Source organism: Blautia sp. AM28-27, from assembly GCF_003480905.1.
GTDB lineage: Bacteria > Bacillota > Clostridia > Lachnospirales > Lachnospiraceae > Fusicatenibacter > Fusicatenibacter saccharivorans.
The window spans coordinates 452,875-473,173 of the sequence record NZ_QUJK01000001.1; the positions used below are offsets into that span (position 1 = coordinate 452,875).

Consider the following 20,299-nt stretch of genomic DNA (forward strand, 5'->3'; position numbering starts at 1 on the left):
TTATTCCGTTACTATTCTTCAATATGGATTGAGAAAACCGCTCTGATACAGTATAATAAAGTGTCAGGGAGGTATCTTTATGAAGGAAAAAATACTAATCATTGAAGATGATTTTACGATACAAACACAGCTTAAAACTCTTTTGTCTGGGAATGGATATGAAGTATTTGCAGTTACGGATTTTTCCCAAACAATAGAGCAGTTAAAAGAAGCTGCGCCACATCTGGTTATTCTGGATATAAAACTTCCGGGGAATAACGGTTTTGAAATATGCTCTCAAATTCGCACCTTTTCAGATATTCCGATTGTATTTGTAACAAGCAGCAATACAGATATGGACGAACTGAACAGCATTATGCTGGGTGGAGATGCGTTTATCACAAAGCCTTATAATCCCGCTATTCTTCTTGCTAAAATTGCTGCATTGTTAAAGAAAGCCTACCGTTCCCCTCAAACAGAAATTTATATGTGGAGAGAAGCTACCCTGCATTTGGAGAGTAGCATGATAGAGTACAAAGGACAGAAAGCAGAATTGACAAAGAATGAATTGAAAATCCTCTACTACCTTTTTAAGAACTCTGGAAAAATCTGTTCCAGAAATGATATTGTGGATTTTCTTTGGGACAATCAGCTTTATGTTGATGATAACGCCCTAAGTGTCAATATTACCCGTATTCGCGACAAACTGGCAGCAATCGGACTTGTAGATTTCATTAAAACAAAACACAGGCAAGGATATACATTATGAGTGGAAAACAATATTTGAAAAATCAACTCCCCGTTATTTTAGTCAATTTGCTGGGTATGCTTGCCCTTGCTTTGTTCCTGATTGCAAGCGATAATCCTATCCAAACAGTCCTGTTTATTCTTGCAGTCTGGTCGATTGTCCTTGTTTTATCTTTGCTGGCATTTTATTTCTCACGAAAAAAATATCTGAATAAATTGCTCAATATGACGGAGCAATTAGAAGAACGATATTTATTGCCGGAAATCATGCAAGTGCCGGAAAGGGCTGATGAACAGGTTTTTTACCAGATTATGAAAATGGCTGAAAAATCTATGTTGGAACGGATTGGCGAAGTACAGAGGGAACGCAGGGAATATAAAGAATACATTGAACAATGGATACACGAAGTAAAAACACCAATTACAGCCATGAAGCTGCTGTGTGAGAATAACCGTTCTCCCTTTTCCAGAGAGGTATTGGCAGAGTTAGAGAATATCAATCAATATACAGAACAGGCGCTTTACTACGCCAGAAGTGAACACACTGAAAAAGACTATTCTGTCCGTGAAGTCAATTTATGCGATGTTGTGCATAGTGCAATCGCAGATAATAAGTATCTTTTGCGTCAAAGCAATATGTCAATTCAGATAGACGATATAGAAACAAAAGTTTACACCGATGAAAAATGGGTGCGGTTCATCTTAAATCAGATTATCGGTAATGCAATCAAATACCATGCAGAGCAGCCTATTTTGCACTTTGGGGCGACAAAAACGAATGACAAGATTGTGCTATCTATCAGCGATAATGGGATAGGTATTCCTAAAAGTGATTTACCCCGTATTTTTGAAAAAGGATTTACAGGTCAGAATGGGCGAACCGGGAAAAATTCTACTGGAATTGGCTTATATCTTTGCAAGCGTCTATGTGATAAACTGGGAATAGGACTTACTGCTTATTCCGAAAACAGAGGAACAACGATTTCACTTATCTTTCAAATGAATGATTTTATTATCGGAGTGCAGGGCTGATAGGTTCTGCACTTCTTACATTTTTGTAAGAACTGTGTAAGAAAACTTGATACAAAAAATGATATACTCCATTTACAATATAGGTATGGAACAGTTAAGGAGGTTTATCCGATGAATACAATTTTGAAGCTGGAGCATATCCAGAAATATTATGGCAATGAGGGGAATATTACCAAAGCCATTAAAGACATTAGTTTTTCTGTGGAAGCCGGAGAATTTCTCGGAATTATGGGTGCGTCCGGTTCTGGAAAGACAACGCTGCTAAACTGTATTTCTACGATTGATACCGTAAGTGCAGGGCATATTTTTTTAGAGGGAACAGATATAACGGAAATCAACCCAAAATCCCTTGCCCGCTTTCGCAGAGAGAATTTAGGTTTTGTATTTCAAGACTTCAATCTGCTGGATACATTGACAATTTCAGAAAACATTGCACTGGCATTAGCAATCAATAAAGTCCCTGCCGGGAGTGTAGAACCCAGCATTTTGGATATAGCCGGAAAGCTGAATATCAGCGATATGCTAAACAAATATCCTTATCAGGTATCGGGCGGTCAAAAACAGCGTTGTGCCTGTGCAAGAGCAATTATCAACAATCCGAAACTCTTATTGGCAGATGAGCCAACAGGAGCATTAGACAGCCATTCCTCACAAATGCTGCTGTCTACCATTCAAAGTATCAATGAACAGCTTAGGGCGACAATTCTTATGGTAACCCATGACGCTTTTACCGCCAGCTATGCCAGCCGTATTCTTTTTTTGAAAGACGGAGAAATCTTTATGGAACTGCGCAAGGGCAACGACAGCAGAAGTGATTTTTTTGATAAAATTCTGAATGTCCTTACCATGATCGGAGGGGGACAGAGCCATGTATGCTAAACTTGTTTTCAGAAATGCAAAACGGTCTGTAAAAGACTATCTGGTCTACATTGTAACAATGACAATCTGTGTTACCGTGTTTTATGCGTTCTTGTCTATTTCCAGTAGTTATTATAGCCCGGATATAGGCAGCGAGTATGATTTTACGCTGTTAAGTGACGGAATGAAAATTGCAATCTGCATGATAACATTGCTGTTGTTATTTTTGATACGGTTCGTCAATCATTATATGCTAAGACGGAAGCAAAAAGAGTTTGCTGTCCAGTCCATTATGGGAATGGAACAAAAAACCATTGGCAGGATTTTCTTTGCAGAAACACTGATTATGGGTATGTTTTCCATTTTGATTGGTATTTTTTGCGGTGTATTTTGCTCTCAATTCATTACCGCAATGCTCCTTACTGCTTATGGAAAGCCTTATGAAATCTCATGGACATTATTCCCGGATACCGTTTTGTTGACAGTGGTATTTTTTGTGGCAAGTTTTTTTGTGGTAGGAATTTTCAATACCCGTACCATTCAGAAAACAAAAATTATTGATATGCTTTCCGCAGAGAAAGAGAACGAACCAGAGCTAAAAAAGAGCCGCTTCATTTCTGTTGTAGTAGTCCTCTTTGAAGTATTTACCGTATGGGGATTGATTACAGGAATACAAAAGGTCTGGTTTTATTATGACACCCGCTTTGCGTTTCCGGTGCAGCTTATGTTTTGGGGAAATATTCTTTTTCCGCTGCTTACTTTGCTGTGGTCGATATTTTGCATAATTAGAAAGAAAAAAAGAGAATGTTTCATTGCCGGTTTGCTGATATGTTCTGTATTGAATGCTTTTACAGCAGCCAGCGTTGCAGCATTAACAAATAAATATTATCTGACTTTAGGTGGTGGAACGCTCAAACAATATCTGCTTTTTGTTGTGATTGACTTACTTTTCTTCATTTGTGCCTTCATTTATCTTACCAGTGGTTTGATTGTAGCATGGAAAGTAAAATCGCCGGAACATAGATACAAGGGAGAAAACCTGTTCTTTTTCGGGCAAATTATATCAAAACTAAATACAACCAGCAAAACAATGACGCTGATTTGTATAACCCTTGTCCTTGCAATCTTCATGTTTATTGCCGCCCCTATTTTGACGGGCTGGGCTTCAGGTTATTTGGATATGCGCTCTATGTATGATGTGCAGGTATATTCAAGATATAATGACGTATATGAAGAAGAAAATCTGCCGCAAGACAGTTATGAAATTATTACTGAGTTTCTGACAGAACACAAAATAGATACAGTTTATGATTGCACGTTCAATCTATATCTGCCAGAGAAAGATGATTTTCACAACAGACAGAAATATGATTTTCCGATTGTAGCAATTTCTTTGAGTGATTATAACACTATACGGGAAATGCTGGGTTACGAACAGATTTCTCTGGAGGAAGATGAATTTACAACACAATGGAAAGCAATCGCCACCGAGGAAGAGCGGGATAGCTTTTTGAAAGAACACACCAGCATTATGACAGACGCAGGAGAATTGACTCTTTCCGGGCAGTCCTATTATGAGGATCCGATTGGAGAAACAGCGTACAATTCCTATACAAATGTATTGTATGTACTTCCAGACAATATTTGTGAAAAGCTGTTGCCAGTGATAAAAAACCGATATATTACAACAACGGAAAATATCTCCTATGAAAATGCAAGGAAACTGGAAAAACTTTTTACAGAGAAGTATCCCGAGCAGGCAGAAACCGGGGCTATTTATGGCGTGCGTTTTAGCACACTGCAAATCAATAGTTCCATAGCAAATAACTTTATTTTACAGACTGCAATGATTTATGGTGCTGTCGTACTGATGGTTATATGTCTTACGGTACTTTCCCTGCAACAGCTTTTAGACGCAGGACAATATAAGTATCGTTTCTCTGTACTCCGAAAATTGGGGGTGGAAGAAAAGCATATCGGAAAACTTATCTTGCAACAATTAAGTGTTTGGTTTGGGCTTCCAATTATCACAGCAATCATTGTAGCTGCTGTTGTAATAGCTTACTTTATCCAAACCATATCAGCAGAAATTTCAGCCTATATTGGGTTTAGTACATTGATGTTACAAATAGGGGCAACAATGGGGATTTTGGCAATTTTATTGATTTGTTACTTCATAAGTACATGGATTATTTTTAGGCGTTCTGTTAATCCATAGTGAGTGCAATTTATAGCCTGCTGGTCATTACCGACACCATTCTCAACCGCGTTACCCTCAACTGGAAACGAGGCAAGCGCACCCATGTGTTCCTTGACGAGTTCCATGTGGTGTTTGAGAACGAGCAAAGCGGTGTGTTCTTCAACTCCGCATGGCGTCAGTTCCGTAAGCGCGGCGCATATCCCACCGCCATCACTCAGAACGTGGAGTACCTGTTGGACTCCGTGCAGGCCAACACCATCTCAGGGTGTGCCGTGGTTCCAGGAGCGCGGACTGTGGCAGGACAACAGCTATGAGCCGCGCCCTGGCGACATTATCTTTTTCGATTGGGATGATGGCGGCCAGGATGGTTCTTCCGACCATGTTGGTATCGTGGAGAAGGTGGAGAATGGCCGCATCTACACTATCGAGGGTAACTCCGGCGATAGCTGCCGTCAAAACAGTTACCCGGTTGGTTACTATGAAATCTATGGGTACGGAACCCCGGCGCATTAACTGACCAAAAGAAAAACCCAGCCGTTTCTGGCTGGGTACATAAAAGGTTCACAAAAAACAAGTTGAAAGACTTCGTTTATCCGGATATAATAATATCATAGATGTTTCAACGGAATAAGAAAACCGTGGAGGAAACAATGGATATTATGTCGGTAAAAGAAGCGTCTGAGCGGTGGAATATATCAGAACGCTGGATTCAGAAGCTCTGTGAAGAAGGGCGGATCGAAGGCGTGCAGAGATTTGGCCGGTTCTGGATGATTCCCAAGGAGGCGCAAAAGCCTGCTGATTTAAGAAAAAACAGAAAAGGAAGGAGTGATATTTCCCATGTATAACCCTCAATTGGAAACCTTCCTGTGTGTAGCGGAATGCGGTAGCTTCAACAAAGCTGCGGAGAAATTGTTTATTTCCCCCCCGGCAGTCATCAAACAGATCAATCTGCTGGAGGAAAATCTGGATCTGCAGCTTTTTGTGCGCACCCATCGTGGCCTTCAGCTGACGGAGGCTGGTAAATCTTTGGCACAGGACGCAAAATACATCATCCAATATTGCAAAGATTCGGTGACCAGGGCAAAAAATGTCATGAAAAAGAGCGAAGACATCATCCGTATCGGTACATCATCCATGACACCAGCTCAGGTTTTGGTGGATCTGTGGCCAAAACTGCAGGAGGAGTGTCCAGGAGTTAAATTCCAACTGGTGCCATTCGACAATACACCTGAGAACGCCCGGGAGATTCTGGCCAATTTGGGACAGAACATTGATGTAATAGCGGGTATCTTTGATGAAACAATGTTGAACCTGCGCCGCTGTGCCGGGTTGGAAATTTCAAAGGAACCTATCTGCGCGGCGGTGTCCATTCATCACCGGCTGGCGGGAAAAGACAGGCTCACCGTTCAGGATCTGTATGGCGAAAAATTCATGATGATGCGTCGGGAATGGAGCCACTATGTAGATTTGCTACGAGATGATCTTTGGAAAAACCATCCGAAGATCCAAATTGTGGATTTTGACTTTTACGATGTGAATGCCTTTAACCAGTGCGAAAACAACGATTGTGTGCTGATGGCGGTGCCCAAGTGGCAGTACGTCCATCCGCTTTTGAAAATCTTACCCGTGGATTGGAGTTACACAATTCCCTATGGCCTGCTCCATTCACCAGATCCTTCCCCTGTAGTCAAGCAGTTTCTAAGGGCGGTGCAAAAAGAAACTGGACGGGACAAGTGATAACCAAAAGGTAAATACTACATAACGAAACGAGACTTCTGTGGAAGTCTCGTTTTTTTTATAATGAAATCAGAAAAGGAAGAGAGGCAGGTGACAAAATGAAGGTGCAAGGAATTCTGGTAGCTACGGTTTGTCTGTTGCTGTGCTTCACAGGATGTGCGGTTCCTGGACAAACAGAGACAACTTCTTCCGGTGAATCTCACTCGGCAGAGAGCACCGCATCTTTGGATGATGCAGATTTTCAGCAGGAATCAGCCGGCTTTGCGCCTAAGGATCAAATGACAGAGCCATTTACTGGAAGTTGATACGAAAGGATACTCTCTCTGGGGCGGTTCAGCCGGAGCCCGTATGGCAGCGTGGCTTGGGTCCTATGGCCCGGCGGCATTTGGAGGGGATGATCTTCCACAGCCGAGTGCAGTAATTATGCAGTACACGGGCCACAGTGATTATACGGAAAACGATCCACCAACTTTCGCCTGTGTGGGAGAAGGCGATGGCATTGCAAACTGGCGAATCATGGAACGTCGCCTAACCGCCATGAGTACCCTTGGTATTCCAACGGAGTTTCATCATTATCCAGGACTGCCCCACGGATTCGGATTGGGAACCGGTACTGTGGCGGAAGGATGGCTTGATGAGGCTGTTGCTTTTTGGAAAGCTCAAATGTAACCGATGATTCATGAAATTTTAAGAAAGGAAGTATGGATATGAACAACTTTATTTTTCAAAACAGCACGAAGGTCTATTTCGGCAAGGGCTGTGTGAAGGAATATCTGACCTGTCTGACAAAAAATGCGCAGACCATCCTGCTGGCCTATGGCGGCGGCAGCATCAAGCGCAATGGTGTCTACGATGAAATCACAGGCATTCTGAAAGGCGCTGGAAAGACCATCGTGGAGTTCTCCGGCATTATGTCCAACCCCACCTACGACAAAGTGCAGGAGGGTGCGAGGCTGGCACGGGACAATCAAGCGGATATGATTCTGGCCGTAGGCGGAGGCAGCACCATGGACTGCTGCAAAGCTGTCTCTCTGGCTGCCCGGTATGACGGGGACATCTGGGAGGATTTCTGGGCTCACCCCGGCGTCATCGACTTTGATCCGTTGCCTCTGGGTGTAGTAGTTACTGTGGCTGGTACTGGCAGCGAGTGCAACGGCGGCGCGGTAATCACCAATGAAGAGAGAAAGATAAAAACAGGGCGGGATTATCCAGCTCTCAATCCCCGATTTGCTCTGATGGACCCCACCTATACCTTTTCTGTACCCAAAAAACAGATGGCATCTGGTAGCTTTGACATCCTCAGCCACATCATGGAGACCTATTTCAGCCAGCCCAATGAGGACAATGTTTCCGATGACATCATGGAGGCACTGATGCGTAGTGTGATCCGAAATCTGCGTGTTGCCATGGACAGCCCGGAGGATTACACGGCTCGGTCCAATCTGATGTGGGATTCCACCATGGCGGAAAACCGACTCATCAAGATGGGAAAAAAGTGCGACTTTGAATGTCACAACATGGAGCACCAGCTGGGCGCTTATACCAACTGCAACCACGGCTGTGGTCTGGCGGTGATCCATCCGGTGTATTACCGTCATGTGTATAAGGAAGGCTTAAGCAAGTTTGTCCGTTTTGCCGAAAATGTATGGGGAATTGAGCGGGATGGAAAATCCGATGAAGCGTTGGCTCTGGCCGGTATCGATGCCCTTTCCAGCTTCATTCAAGAGATTGGCTTGCCAACTACCCTCAAGGAGCTGGGCGCACAAAAGGAGCAACTAAAAGAAATCGCTGATTCCTGTGGTATTTCTCAGGGCAGCTATAAGCCTATGACCCATGAAGAGATTCTGGAAATTTTCCATGAATGCTATGAATAAGAGCCCCGATTAATACAGGAAAGGAAGGATCCTTATGAAAAAACTGACTGCAATTTTCTTGTGCTTTGCAATGGCGTTGAGCCTCGCTGCCTGTGGAAACACCACATCTTCCACAAATGAATCCAGTACGCCGGAATCTTCCGTTCCCCCTGCATCCAGTGAAGCAAGCGACACATCGTCCACCGCCGCCAGTCAGGAACCGGCTTCCCAGGAGGAAACCGAAGTGGAGGCTGGTAACACATTGGTAGTCTACTTCTCTGCTACTGGCAATACCGAACAGGCAGCTACTTACATTGCAGATATTACCGGCGGCGACCTGTTTGAACTGGAACCTGCTGATCCTTATACGGACGAAGATTTGAACTACAACAATGAGGACAGCCGGGTTTCTCAGGAATATGCGGATGAGTCTTTGCGGGATGTGGAACTGGTGAGCGACACGGTGGAGAACTGGGACAGCTATGATACTGTGTTTATCGGTTATCCCATCTGGTGGGGAATTGCTGCATGGCCGGTAGATACGTTTGTGGAAGCGAATGACTTTACCGGCAAAACAGTGATTCCATTTGCCACTTCGGCAAGCTCCGGTTTGGGTGAAAGCGGACAACTGCTGGCAGAACTGGCCGGAACCGGAGACTGGCAGGAAGGAATGCGTTTCCGTTCCAGCGTTAGTGAGGGCGATGTGCAGGAATGGCTGGATAGCCTGAGCCTGTCATAACAATCAGAAAGGAGGACCCCCATGAAGCGTATTTTTTCCTTTTTTCTTGCAGGAATACTTCTTTTAAGCTTTTCCGCTTGCAGCAGCGAGACTTCGGGGTCCGACCAGGTTTCAAGTACAGAATCTTCCACAGTCCAGCCCACGGAAACAGATTCGGATGCAACACAGTCCTCTTCCAATACCATGGAGCAGGAAACGGTCAGTCCCAACTCAGATAGCAATATTCTGATCGCCTATTTCACTATGCCGGAAGATGTAGATGATAACTAACAACACGGGTTGCCTCATGACTATCCGTATAGCAGCGGGTTCTTCCGCTTTCGGGGAGAGCCTGCTCTTTTCTGAAAATCTCAAGGAAATATACCGGAATCCGAAGAAGTTAAAACCTTTGACTTATCACTCCATAACCAATGGAGACTTCTGTTTTTTTTCGCAATGGATTACAATAGAATCACAAAGGAGAGAAAGATGATGCAGATGAGAACACTTGGCACTGATTTGAACGTATCTGCTGTAGGCCTGGGGTGCATGGGCTTTTCTCATGCCTACGGTGCGCCTACGGAGGAAGCAGAGGCTGTCCGTCTAATCCGTCGCGCCTTTGACTTGGGCTATACTTTTTTTGATACCGCTGAGGTGTACGGTACCGCCGACGACCCCCATGTAAATGAAACGCTGGTGGGCAAGGCACTGGCAGATGTAAAGAATCATACGGTAATCGCCACGAAATTTGGCCTGCGGTTTGACCAGGAGAGCGGAAAGGTTCCATTGCCTCTGGTGGCGGATTCCCGCCCGGAGACCATCCGCAAATCTGTGGAAGGATCTTTGAAACGGCTCGGAACCGATCACATTGACCTGTATTTCCAGCACAGAATCGACCCCAACGTAGAACCGGAAACTGTGGCGGAGGTGATGGCTGATCTGATCCAGGAAGGCAAAATTACTCACTGGGGCATCTCGGAGGCAAATGAAGACTACCTGCGGAGGACTCATGCCGTGTGCCCGGTGACGGCGGTACAGAACCGATACTCTATGATGGCACGGCATTATGAACCGTTATTCCCCATTTTGGAAGAATTGGACGTGGGCCTGGTGGCTTTTTCCCCTATGGCCAATGGTTTCCTCACCGGGCAATATGACAAGGGGCAGCGCTTTGATGCCGCCACCGACTACCGTGCTGCTATGCCCCAGTTCACTGACAAAGCTGTGGACCAAAATGCCGCACTTTTGAAACTGCTCGCAGATATGGCTGCGGAAAAAGGAGCAACCTCGGCCCAGATCTCCATGGCCTGGATGTTGTGTAAGCACCCGTGGATTGTACCCATCCCTGGCACTCGCAAGGAAGATCGCATAAAAGAAAATGCTGGGGCCGCATCTGTTTTTCTGACGCCCAGTGAGGTGCGCGCTCTGGACGACGCACTGGATCATATGGATATGTCTGCGGTATTCGGTGGAACGCCTTTAAAATAAACGGAAGGAGTATGCTCATGAACGAAACGCTACTTGATATATCTCGGCAGTTTTGGGAAGCTATGGAACACGCCGACGAAGTGGGGATGCGAGCCTGTGCTCATCCTGACTGCAACTTTGTCCATATTGGCATCACCTGCAAACTGGACAAGGAAATCGAATTTTACACCAGTGGGGCCTTTCAACCTACGAATATTACCTTCCACAGTCAGAAGGCTGAGTTGTTTGGAGATACCGGAGTGGTGCTTACTGACTGCGATTACAGCCTACTGCTGGACGGGAAGGAAACCACTCACCACTTTATGGTGACGGAAGTGTACACCCAGGATGAAAAACGGTGGAAGTTGGTCACTTTTTCCTTTACGGCATTGGTGTATTGAACCGCCAGCCACAAATTTTGGTAAACACGGTTTGTATCGGTACAAATAAGCAATCACTTTTTAGGAGGATTTATTTATGGAATACGCAACTTTGAACAACGGAATCAAAATGCCCATGGCAGGCATTGGCACCTTTTTGCTTACCCCGGATGAAGCGGAGACATCCGTCCTCTCCGCTCTTCAGTGCGGATACCGCCTGATTGACACGGCCAATGCCTATGTGAACGAAAAAGCCGTTGGCCGGGCTATGAGGAAATCTGGGATTCCGAGAGATGAGATTTTTCTGGAAACCAAACTGTGGCCCAGTTTTTATGAGCAGGAAGATGCGGTAGAAAAAACGCTCCAGCGCCTGGGAACCGACTACATTGACCTGCTGCTGATCCACCAGCCCGCAGGCAACTATGTCGCAGGTTACCGGCTTATGGAGAAAGCCTACAAAGAGGGCAAGGTGCGCGCCATTGGCCTTTCCAACTTTACCCCGGAGCAGGTGCAGGAGATTCTGGACATCTGCGAGGTAAAGCCTGCCGTGCTCCAAACAGAGGTGCACCCCTACTCGCAGGAGAAAGAACTGAAGGCATTTCTGGATAAAGAAGGCATCGTCATCCAGGCATGGTATCCTCTGGGTCATGGAGACAAGGCGCTGATCCAGGAACCGTTGTTCACGGAATTTGGCAAAAAGTATGGCAAGAGCAATGCCCAGATCATCCTGCGCTGGCACATTCAGGCCGGCAATATCGTGATCCCTGGCTCCAAGAACCCGGCCCATATCAAAGACAATTTCAACCTGTTTGACTTTGCGTTGACAGATGATGAAATGGCTAAAATCACTGCTTTGGACAAGCAGAAGCGATATTACACCAGTACACCGGAAATGCTGAAGAAGTATGCGGAAATGGTTCCGCCTGTAGACGAGCAGAAATAAGGAGGGATTCGCAATGCGTAAGAATTTTGGAACAAAATCCTGGTTTTATCCGCTGCCGGTGCTTGTGATCGGCACCTATGATGAAAACGGCAATCCTGATGCCATGAATGCCGCATGGGGCGGCCTGTACGATGCAGACAAGGTAGTACTGTGTCTGAGCGCTGATCATAAGACCACCAAGAATATCCAGGCAAAGGGAGCGTTTACCGTCAGTTTTGCTGACGCTGCCCATGCGGTTTCTGCGGACTATGTTGGCATGGTGTCCGCAAATAATGAGCCGAAAAAGATGGAGAAGTCTGGCTTCCATTGCACCAAGAGCGAATCGGTGGATGCGCCCCTCATCGATGAGCTGCCGGTAGCTCTGGAGTGCAAACTCCTGAAAGTGAGCGAGGACGGCAACATCATCGGTCAGATTGTGAATGTGAGCATTGACGAAAGCGTACTGGACAGCGATGGGAAGCTGGATATGAGCAAATTCCAGCCCATCTCTTTTGAGCCAGCCAACAATGGGTACCATGTGCTGGGTGAGCGTGTGGGCAATGCGTTCAGCGATGGCGGCAAGTTGAAATAAGGGGGCGAATGATATGAATAAGGAATTTCACAATCTGTTCCCGCAGGGCAGTCCCAACACGGTGGCCGGGCAGTATTTCAGCGGGGCCAGTTATCTGTGCCCCCTGAGTGATATGGGCGTGTCTGTTTCCAACGTGACCTTTGAGCCCAGTTGCCGGAACAACTGGCACATCCACCATAACGGCGGTCAGAGCCTTCTTTGTACGGCGGGTCGGGGTTATTATCAGGAGTGGGGCAAATCCGCTCAGGAATTGAACCCTGGAGATGTGGTTAACATTCCGCCCGAGGTAAAGCACTGGCATGGGGCGGCTCCTGACAGTTGGTTTGCCCATATAGCGATTTCCGTTCCAGGTTCCAAAGCCGAGTGGCTGGAGCCGGTAGATGAAGCAGAATATACTAAATTAAAATAAATCCGATAGAAAGGATGGGATTATCATGGATAAAGTAACAGCAGGCAGAGATGCCATGAGCAAATTTGCCCCTAAATTTGCGGAATTAAACGATGATGTCCTCTTTGGAGAGGTTTGGTCGCGAGAGGATAAGCTCTCGCCCCGTGACCGTAGCCTGATTACCGTCTCCGCCTTGATGGCCAGCGGAATTCTGGATACATCCCTTCTTCATCATATTGAGCGGGCCAAGGCCAACGGTGTAACCGCCACCGAGATGAGCGAGGCATTGACCCAGCTTGCTTTCTATGCTGGCTGGCCAAAGGCGTGGGCGGCTCTGCGGATGGCAAAAGATGTCTATGGAGAGGAATAAGATGGAACGCCCTTTTGTTGTGTGCCATATGCTCACTTCTCTGGACGGAAAGATTGACGGTACGTTTTTCGGTGTGCCTGAAACAGTTCCGGCGATAAAAGCCTATGGGGAACTGCGAAGTTTTTACGGATGTCAGGCCACCTTATACGGCACAACTACCATGCTGGGGGGATATGCCGAGGGAAAGGTGGGGCAGCTACCCACTGTGATGTCCACTCCGCCCCGAGCGGATTGGGTAAACCCGACAGGCAAGGCCATGGGCAATTTCATTGTTGCAGTGGACCCACAGGGTCAGCTGGCCTATTCCGGATTGTCCATCGAAAAAAAGGGCCGCCCCGCCGCCCATGTGATCGAGGCGCTGACGGAGCAGGTGGCTCCAGAATACCTGTCTTATTTACAGAATCAAGGGGTTTCCTATCTGTTTGCCGGCGAGAAACGACTGAACTGCACTCTGCTTTTGGAGAAACTGCATCGACTGTTTGGCATCAACAAACTGATGCTGGCGGGCGGCGGGATCGTCAATGGATCGTTTTTGGCTGAAAATTTGGTGGACGAGTTGAGTCTAGTCATTGCCCCGGTAGCCGACGGCGGCAACGGTGTCAGTTCCTTTACCCAAGTTGATTTTCTGCCATCCTGGCCACCGACTGCATTTCATCTTAAAGAGGTGCAGACAGTTGTACCGAATGTGTTATGGGTGCGCTACACCCGGCCATAAACGGGCATATTCGTCTAATCAATAGAATGATTTTACAAGGCAAGGTATCTGTTTCAACAGGTACCTTGTTTTCGTATTAGTGGAAAGCTAAAGGTTAATACTTTATAACGAATCGAGACTTCTGTAACCTTACAGAAACCTTTACAATAAAATCAGAAACAAAAGATTATCCAGGCAATGCCTGGAGAGGTGTTGTGAAACCACAGAAAGGAAGTTATCCATGATGGAATATGTATTATTGAATAACAACGTTAAAATGCCAAAACTGGGATACGGCGTTTTCCAAGTCTCGAACGAAGAATGCGAGCGCTGTGTACTGGATGCAATCTCAGTGGGGTATCGCGCGATTGATACCGCTCAGTCCTACGGAAACGAGGAAGCGGTAGGCAATGCTATCCAGAAATGTGGCGTACCCAGAGAGGAATTGTTCCTCACCAGCAAGATCTGGATGTCCAATGCCAGTTATGAAAAGGCAAAGGCATCCATCGACAAATCCCTGCACAAGCTGAAAACCGACTACCTTGACCTGATGCTGATCCATCAGCCCTTTGGAGATTATTACGGCGCATACCGAGCCATGGAGGAAGCATACAAAGAGGGAAAGCTGCGGGCTATTGGCGTGTCCAACTTCTACCCGGACCGACTGATCGATCTGTGTCAGTTCGCAGAAATTGCACCCATGGTCAATCAGGTGGAAACCCATGTGTTTCAGCAACAGCGAACTGCGCACGAATACATGAAAAAGTACGGTGTGCAGCACGAGGCATGGGGCCCCTTTGCCGAAGGGAAGAAAAACTGTTTTACCAACCCTGTACTAGTTGAAATTGGCGAAAAGTACGGAAAAACGGCTGCACAGACTGCCCTGCGGTTTCTGATCCAGTCCGATGTAGTCGTGATCCCAAAATCCACTCACAAAGAGCGGATGGAACAGAACCTGGATGTATTTGACTTCTCCCTGAGTGAAGCAGATATGGAGGCCATCCGCACTCTGGATGAAGGAAAGAGTCTGTTCTTTGACCATTACGATCCTTCCACAGTGGAAATGCTCACCAATATGGGCAAAACGCGAATCGTATAAAGGGGGAAAGCCCAATGAGCAGGATACTGGTTGTTTACTACTCTGTCTCCAATGGGAATACCAGAGAAATCGCACACCAGATGGCGGAGTACATAAAGGCAGATTTGGCTGAAATTTAGACAGTACCGGATGTACGGCTTTCCCTTCAGCTGAAGTGCATCTGGAAGAAACAGTATCCTCTGAGCTATCGGAAACAATAAAACCGGAGACTGATGCAGCCAGTGCCATCTCCTCTGGCGAGGAAAAATCGTCCATGAAAACAGGGATTATTGCAGAACAGATTCTGGAGGGCGAAACGGGGACGATCCATTATAGCTATTATCTTCCGGAGGATTACGATACGCAAAAGAAATACCCGCTGATGATGGTCATGCCGGGCTATGACATGATGTGGTTTGGAGGAGAATCTTCCGGTTCGAACCTGGACTGGGATGGGTTCCTATGCTGGACGCAGCTTCAGGAGGATATGATCGTTGTGTCTGCTCAGCTGACGGATTGGCATGATACGTCGGCTCGGCAGGCCATTGAGCTGACGGAATATTTCCTTGCTAACTTTTCTGTGGATGTGTCTCGGGTGTATGCTGCGGGCTATTCCGCTGGCGGGGAAACCATGTCTCAGGCAGTATCTATGTGCCCGGACCTCTATGCAGCCTATCTCCACGGAGCATCTCAGTGGGATGGGGACTATGCGCCCATTGCGGAAAATGGCACGGCTGTCTATATTTTTATGGCAGAACATGATGAGTATTATGGTTCCCAGCGGGCATGGAGTGCTTACAACAGTCTCCATGATGCCTATGAGGAAGCTGGATGGAGCGAGGAGCAGATCAGCAATGTTCTTCAGATCCAGACACCAAATGACGAATGGTTCGCTCAGCGGGGCGTTACCAGCAATTATCATGGCGGCGGCAATGTGGTTTTTGGGGAAGATAATGTTTTAAACTGGGTCTTGTCTCACACCAAGGAGGAGAATGAATCATGAAGGTATTGCTTGTAAATGGCAGCCCTCACCGGGAAGGCTGCACCTATACAGCACTGTGTGCGGTGTCGGAGGCGCTCAATCAGAACGGGATTGATACCGATACGTTCTGGATTGGCAATAAGCCGATTTCCGGCTGTATCGCCTGTCACAAGTGCAATGACCGCAATCGCTGCGTGTTTGAGGATACGATAAACGATTTTTTGTCATTGGCAGAGGATTATGATGGCTTTGTGTTCGGAACGCCGGTCCACTGGGCAGGAGCTGCCGGTGCAATCACTTCTTTTCTGGACCGTGCTTTTTATGCTGATTTGAACGGAGGCGGCAGACGATTCTATTTGAAACCTGCAGCGGCGATTATGTCGGCTAGACGAGCCGGAACGACGGCTACATGGGATCAGCTGAACAAGTATTTTGGTCTGATGCAGATGCCTATTATTACGTCTCGTTATTGGAACATGGTGCATGGAACAACACCGCAGGAAGTAATGCAGGACCATGAGGGCCTTGCGACTCTTCGAACACTGGGCCATAATATGGCTTATTTTCTCAAGTGCAAAGAGGTAGGCAGCAAGCTGGTGCCTCTGCCCCCGGAAGAACCGTGGGAAATGACAAATTTCATTCGATAAGGAACCAATAAAGGATAGGAGGTCAACCCCAATGCAAAGCAAAACGATTGGAAAAATCATCGTGGATCTTGGCATGACCGTCCTTGCAAAAAAGAAGTGAGCATGATATAATATGGATAAGAAGGCAAAAGTCACCGCAATGGTGTGAAAATAGATTTTGGCTGTTTCCATAAGGAGTAGATCGAGAGGCGTTATCCTCAGTGGCTGAAAATACAGATGTGTGATGCTTGCAGCAAGCTATTTGTATAAGCCGAAAGGCCGCAGAAATGCGGCTTTTCCTAAATACATGAGTTAGCAGAACCTAACTTGTCAATGTGCACGTACTGGTTAGATAAATCTAACCATAAAAGGAGAGACAGCAATGCGAGAACACAAGAATTTCTGGGACAGAAATGCAGGTCTGTATGACTGCTTTATGCGAAAAGACAGGGCAGTATACGAGAAAATGTATGAGCTGATCCGTCCGGTCGTGAAAGACAAAACAGTGCTGGAGGTGGCTACCGGAACGGGACTGATCGCCAAGCACATCGTAAAAGCAGCGGCACACATCGAGGCGACGGATGCCTCTCCGGAAATGATTACAGAGGCCAAACGGGGGAATTACTCTGCGAAGCTGCGTTTTTCCGTGCAGGATATGTTTTCTCTGCCATACGCGAGCAAATCATTCGATGTGGTAATCGTATCAAACGCACTGCACATTGTGCCTCAGCCAGAAAAATCACTGCGAGAGATCAAACGGGTGCTGAAGGATGACGGTGTGCTGATCGCGCCTACCTTTACGCACGCAGAAAACTCATTTCCCGGCAAGGTCAAAGCCTTTTTCATGAATCTGGCAGGCTTTCCTCTCCACAGCAAGTGGACGAGTGAAGAATACCTAAAATTTCTGCAACAGAATGATTGGACAGTGCGAAAAAGTGTTGTTCTAAAGGCCTCTTTTCCGCTGACCTATACGGAATGTGTGAAATCGGAGGTGTGATATGTCCTTCTTTGAAAACACCCGCAAGCCCGTAGGCTTTAGCGGAAAGATCATGGTTGCTATGATGAACTTTGGGCACAGCGCAATGGCAGCGTGGGGATTGCATTTTTTGCAGCCTGCCCCGGATGCCATGGTGCTGGACTGCGGCTGCGGCGGTGGAGCGAACATCAAAACGCTGCTGAAGCTGTGTCCCAAGGGCAAGGTGCAGGGCATCGACTATTCAGCAGTCAGTGTAGAAAAAGCGCGAAAGGTCAATGCAGGTGCCATTGCAGCAGGGCAGTGTACTGTGCAGCAGGCAAGTGTAGCAGAGTTGCCGTTTGAAGCGGAGCAGTTTGATGTAGTGACCGCATTTGAAACGGTCTATTTCTGGCCGGAACTTGCGCAGAATTTCAGAGAGGTCTATCGGGTGCTGAAGCCCGGCGGGACTTTTTTCATCTGTAACGAAGCAAACGGTGAAACAGCAAAAGACGACAAATGGACGCAAATCATTAACGGTATGACCATCTATACGGATGCTGATCTGAAAGTGTATCTGGAGCAAGCAGGCTTTGGCAGGGTTCAGAGTCACAAAAATAAAAAGGGCTGGCTGTGTGTCACAGCACAGAAATGAGGTGCGATCATGTCGAAAAAGGCAACGGAATTTCAAAGAAAAGCAATGAGCTGGATGTACCGGGGCAAGGAAATCTTCAAGCCTTTGAACACCGGCTGGATCGACGAGAATGTTGCCTGCGTGCGCGAATGGGTGGCGAACATCTTCTTCTACCACAAAGGCGATACGACCATTATGGTCGATGCGGGATATAACTACGACCGCCTTGCCGAAAAAATGAGCTGGCTTGGGATTGATCCGAAGTCGATACACCATATCCTTATCACCCATCAGGACACCGACCATGTGGGTGCGGTGGAAGCAGACAGTCCGGGGCTGTTCCGGAATGCGAATCTGTACATCGGCGAGATCGAGAACCGGTATCTGATCGGAGAAACACGCCGCAAGGTTATTTATCATCTCTATAAGCTGCCGCAAGTGACCATCTACAACGAAAAGCAGCTGCTTCACGATGGAGAGGTCTTTGATATTGACGGCGTCAGGATCGAGTGTTTTCTGGTTCCTGGTCATACATGGGGACATATGGTCTGCCTCATTGACGATAAGTACCTTTTTACCGGCGACACGCTGTGGTTTGGCGCGGACGGCGGCTACAGCTTCATTTCCTCGCTGGCGGAGGACAATAAGCTGGCTGTGCAGTCACTGGCGGAGCTGGAGCGGAAACTGCGCGCACGTGGGCTGCATCCATATTTCATCACCGGTCACACGGGATGGACGGACAATTTTGCCTTTGCGTTTGCCCACAAAGACAAGCACTGTTCACCATTCAAAAAACGAGTACATGACCCATCGGCACCCTATGATGCCTACGACGAATCGGACGACACCGAAGAAAATGCAAAGAGCGGTTTTCTGAAAGGCGTGGGAAGATGAGGGACAGCGAATTACAAATTGACCGTAGCTGCCATGTGCTATATTCCAAACCCTGCAAAAAGGAAATTCTGGCGAAAATCACTCTGCACTATCCGGAGGTGGAGCGCGAGGCGGTCTGGGAGCAGGTGCAGCTGAGATACGCAGAGCTTCTTTCCAAGTGGCGCACCGACCTCGGCGGTAAAAAGAATTTTCACAACGGCGTAGGCGGCACCTACGACTGCATCGCCATCATGAGCTATTATGTGGTCTGCAAAGCAATTACTTCGTTCCGTGAAATTGAAGAGATGGAGGAAAATCTGATCCTGCCGACCTTCCGCAAGCTGAAATTCGTGGACTGCAACAAGCCGTTCTGGAGGAAGCTGATGTACAGGGCGTTTGTTCGTGCGAAAAGCGGCTGCGACAAATGGCACGATTACGAGATGTCGGTTGCGCCTTACGAAAACGGCAAGCCTATTTATTATGAGTTTACGTCGTGTCCGGCGGCGGAGTTCGCCATCCGGCACGGTCTTACGGACATCATGCCCGCCCTGTGCAATGTGGACTATGCGTCCATGGAACTGCTCCATGCCAAGCTGGTGCGAACGACCACCTGCGTGGACGGCTGCCGATGCGACTACACCATCTGCGGCGATAAAGACCCGTACTTGAAGGGACATCCCGAATACCGGGATGAGGCGGGATTCAGGAGGAATCGGTAATGCTTTTACAGGTGATTTTGGAAGGCATCGGGCTGGGCGTTCTGCTCATTTTGGTTTGCGCCATCGGTATCTGCAAGGGCGCGGTGGGCATGGTGCATCTTTACAGCCAGGAGGTGCAGGAGCGGTGCGTAACGCTGGGACTTACAACACACGCGAAAATCAAGCGAAATGCTTTGGTTTTCAAAGCTGTCTGCGTCCCCGGATACATCGCCTATGTGCTGGTCTGCGTCTATGCGCTCAACGGCGCAAAGGGCTTCGTTCAGGGCTTCTGGCAGCTGCTGGTCATACTGTCCGTTATGAATCTCATAGACCGATTTTGGGTTGACGGCTATTGGGTAGGACATACGAACGCATGGGAAATTCCGGGAACGGAAGACCTGAAACCCTACATTACAGCCAAGGATAAGGGCAAAAAGTGGCTGTTCGGCACAATTGGTATGGCGGTCATTTCGGCAGCACTGGCGGCGATTATGATGCTTTTTATGAAAATATGAGGTG

The 20,299-nt window shown here is 47.2% G+C and carries 26 protein-coding genes and 1 pseudogene; all 27 read left to right on the plus strand.

Going from position 1 to position 20,299, the window contains the following annotated elements; translation table 11 throughout:
* Positions 1-79 precede the first annotated feature (79 nt).
* The 27 genes and pseudogenes from DW743_RS02185 to DW743_RS02330 all read left to right on the plus strand — a co-directional run bounded on the left by DW743_RS02185 (position 80) and on the right by DW743_RS02330 (position 20,295).
* The gene (locus DW743_RS02185) at positions 80-748 is read left to right on the plus strand and encodes a response regulator transcription factor (RefSeq protein WP_117760452.1); all 669 of its coding nucleotides are present in this window, start codon (positions 80-82) and stop codon (positions 746-748) included.
* Positions 745-1,758 (plus strand): sensor histidine kinase, encoded by a 1,014-nt coding sequence (locus DW743_RS02190; protein ID WP_117760451.1) that lies wholly within the window; start codon positions 745-747, stop codon positions 1,756-1,758. Before DW743_RS02185 ends, DW743_RS02190 begins: the two co-directional genes overlap by 4 nt.
* A 111-nt stretch (positions 1,759-1,869) precedes the next feature.
* Positions 1,870-2,637 (plus strand): ABC transporter ATP-binding protein, encoded by a 768-nt coding sequence (locus tag DW743_RS02195; protein ID WP_117760450.1) that lies wholly within the window; start codon positions 1,870-1,872, stop codon positions 2,635-2,637.
* Complete coding sequence (locus DW743_RS02200; RefSeq protein WP_117760449.1) at positions 2,627-4,834, plus strand: FtsX-like permease family protein; 2,208 nt, start codon at positions 2,627-2,629, stop codon at positions 4,832-4,834. The genes DW743_RS02195 and DW743_RS02200 overlap by 11 nt, the downstream gene beginning before the upstream one ends.
* A 246-nt stretch (positions 4,835-5,080) precedes the next feature.
* Positions 5,081-5,329 (plus strand): annotated as a pseudogene (locus DW743_RS02210) (CHAP domain-containing protein); the annotation flags it as partial.
* Positions 5,330-5,466: 137 nt separating this feature from the next.
* Positions 5,467-5,661 carry a helix-turn-helix domain-containing protein gene (locus DW743_RS02215; protein ID WP_173815393.1) on the plus strand — a complete coding sequence of 65 codons (195 nt, stop codon included), beginning with the start codon at positions 5,467-5,469 and terminating at the stop codon, positions 5,659-5,661.
* Complete coding sequence (locus DW743_RS02220) at positions 5,654-6,553, plus strand: LysR family transcriptional regulator (RefSeq protein ID WP_022462153.1); 900 nt, start codon at positions 5,654-5,656, stop codon at positions 6,551-6,553. Before DW743_RS02215 ends, DW743_RS02220 begins: the two co-directional genes overlap by 8 nt.
* 348 nt (positions 6,554-6,901) lie before the next feature.
* Positions 6,902-7,222, plus strand: a complete 321-nt coding sequence (locus DW743_RS02230) for an alpha/beta hydrolase (protein ID WP_330418064.1) — start codon at positions 6,902-6,904, stop codon at positions 7,220-7,222.
* Positions 7,223-7,260: 38 nt separating this feature from the next.
* Positions 7,261-8,427 (plus strand): iron-containing alcohol dehydrogenase, encoded by a 1,167-nt coding sequence (locus tag DW743_RS02235; protein ID WP_055267970.1) that lies wholly within the window; start codon positions 7,261-7,263, stop codon positions 8,425-8,427.
* Positions 8,428-8,461: 34 nt separating this feature from the next.
* Positions 8,462-9,145 (plus strand): flavodoxin, encoded by a 684-nt coding sequence (locus DW743_RS02240; protein ID WP_022462156.1) that lies wholly within the window; start codon positions 8,462-8,464, stop codon positions 9,143-9,145.
* Between the two features lie 21 nt (positions 9,146-9,166).
* Positions 9,167-9,415 carry a hypothetical protein gene (locus tag DW743_RS02245; RefSeq protein ID WP_117760445.1) on the plus strand — a complete coding sequence of 83 codons (249 nt, stop codon included), beginning with the start codon at positions 9,167-9,169 and terminating at the stop codon, positions 9,413-9,415.
* A gap of 198 nt (positions 9,416-9,613) precedes the next feature.
* On the plus strand, positions 9,614-10,612 hold the full coding sequence (locus DW743_RS02255) for an aldo/keto reductase (RefSeq protein WP_330418063.1): 999 nt from the start codon (positions 9,614-9,616) through the stop codon (positions 10,610-10,612).
* A 17-nt stretch (positions 10,613-10,629) separates the two neighbouring features.
* Complete coding sequence (locus DW743_RS02260) at positions 10,630-10,992, plus strand: nuclear transport factor 2 family protein (RefSeq protein WP_055267979.1); 363 nt, start codon at positions 10,630-10,632, stop codon at positions 10,990-10,992.
* 76 nt (positions 10,993-11,068) lie between these two features.
* The gene (locus tag DW743_RS02265; RefSeq protein ID WP_117760442.1) at positions 11,069-11,914 is read left to right on the plus strand and encodes an aldo/keto reductase; all 846 of its coding nucleotides are present in this window, start codon (positions 11,069-11,071) and stop codon (positions 11,912-11,914) included.
* 13 nt (positions 11,915-11,927) lie between these two features.
* Positions 11,928-12,485, plus strand: coding sequence for a flavin reductase family protein (locus DW743_RS02270; protein WP_117760441.1), 558 nt, complete (start codon positions 11,928-11,930; stop codon positions 12,483-12,485).
* A 13-nt stretch (positions 12,486-12,498) separates the two neighbouring features.
* The gene (locus tag DW743_RS02275; protein ID WP_117760440.1) at positions 12,499-12,894 is read left to right on the plus strand and encodes a cupin domain-containing protein; all 396 of its coding nucleotides are present in this window, start codon (positions 12,499-12,501) and stop codon (positions 12,892-12,894) included.
* 25 nt (positions 12,895-12,919) lie between these two features.
* On the plus strand, positions 12,920-13,243 hold the full coding sequence (locus tag DW743_RS02280) for a carboxymuconolactone decarboxylase family protein (RefSeq protein ID WP_008397039.1): 324 nt from the start codon (positions 12,920-12,922) through the stop codon (positions 13,241-13,243).
* Between the two features lies 1 nt (position 13,244).
* Positions 13,245-13,958, plus strand: a complete 714-nt coding sequence (locus DW743_RS02285) for a RibD family protein (protein WP_243004527.1) — start codon at positions 13,245-13,247, stop codon at positions 13,956-13,958.
* Between the two features lie 223 nt (positions 13,959-14,181).
* Positions 14,182-15,036, plus strand: a complete 855-nt coding sequence (locus DW743_RS02290) for an aldo/keto reductase (protein ID WP_055267130.1) — start codon at positions 14,182-14,184, stop codon at positions 15,034-15,036.
* A 14-nt stretch (positions 15,037-15,050) separates the two neighbouring features.
* Entirely contained in the window at positions 15,051-15,155 is a 105-nt protein-coding gene (locus DW743_RS18060; RefSeq protein WP_117760438.1) for a flavodoxin family protein, read from the plus strand.
* A gap of 134 nt (positions 15,156-15,289) precedes the next feature.
* Complete coding sequence (locus tag DW743_RS02300; RefSeq protein WP_117760437.1) at positions 15,290-16,018, plus strand: prolyl oligopeptidase family serine peptidase; 729 nt, start codon at positions 15,290-15,292, stop codon at positions 16,016-16,018.
* On the plus strand, positions 16,015-16,644 hold the full coding sequence (locus tag DW743_RS02305) for a flavodoxin family protein (protein ID WP_117760436.1): 630 nt from the start codon (positions 16,015-16,017) through the stop codon (positions 16,642-16,644). The genes DW743_RS02300 and DW743_RS02305 overlap by 4 nt, the downstream gene beginning before the upstream one ends.
* 361 nt (positions 16,645-17,005) lie before the next feature.
* Positions 17,006-17,620 (plus strand): class I SAM-dependent methyltransferase, encoded by a 615-nt coding sequence (locus DW743_RS02310; RefSeq protein ID WP_117760435.1) that lies wholly within the window; start codon positions 17,006-17,008, stop codon positions 17,618-17,620.
* A 1-nt stretch (position 17,621) separates the two neighbouring features.
* Positions 17,622-18,230, plus strand: a complete 609-nt coding sequence (locus tag DW743_RS02315; protein ID WP_117760434.1) for a class I SAM-dependent methyltransferase — start codon at positions 17,622-17,624, stop codon at positions 18,228-18,230.
* A 9-nt stretch (positions 18,231-18,239) separates the two neighbouring features.
* Entirely contained in the window at positions 18,240-19,103 is an 864-nt protein-coding gene (locus DW743_RS02320; protein ID WP_117760433.1) for an MBL fold metallo-hydrolase, read from the plus strand.
* A complete protein-coding gene (locus DW743_RS02325; protein WP_055267104.1) occupies positions 19,100-19,801 on the plus strand; it encodes an L-2-amino-thiazoline-4-carboxylic acid hydrolase in 702 nt (233 codons plus the stop codon). Before DW743_RS02320 ends, DW743_RS02325 begins: the two co-directional genes overlap by 4 nt.
* The gene (locus DW743_RS02330; RefSeq protein WP_117760432.1) at positions 19,801-20,295 is read left to right on the plus strand and encodes a hypothetical protein; all 495 of its coding nucleotides are present in this window, start codon (positions 19,801-19,803) and stop codon (positions 20,293-20,295) included. The genes DW743_RS02325 and DW743_RS02330 overlap by 1 nt, the downstream gene beginning before the upstream one ends.
* Positions 20,296-20,299: the final 4 nt, after the last annotated feature.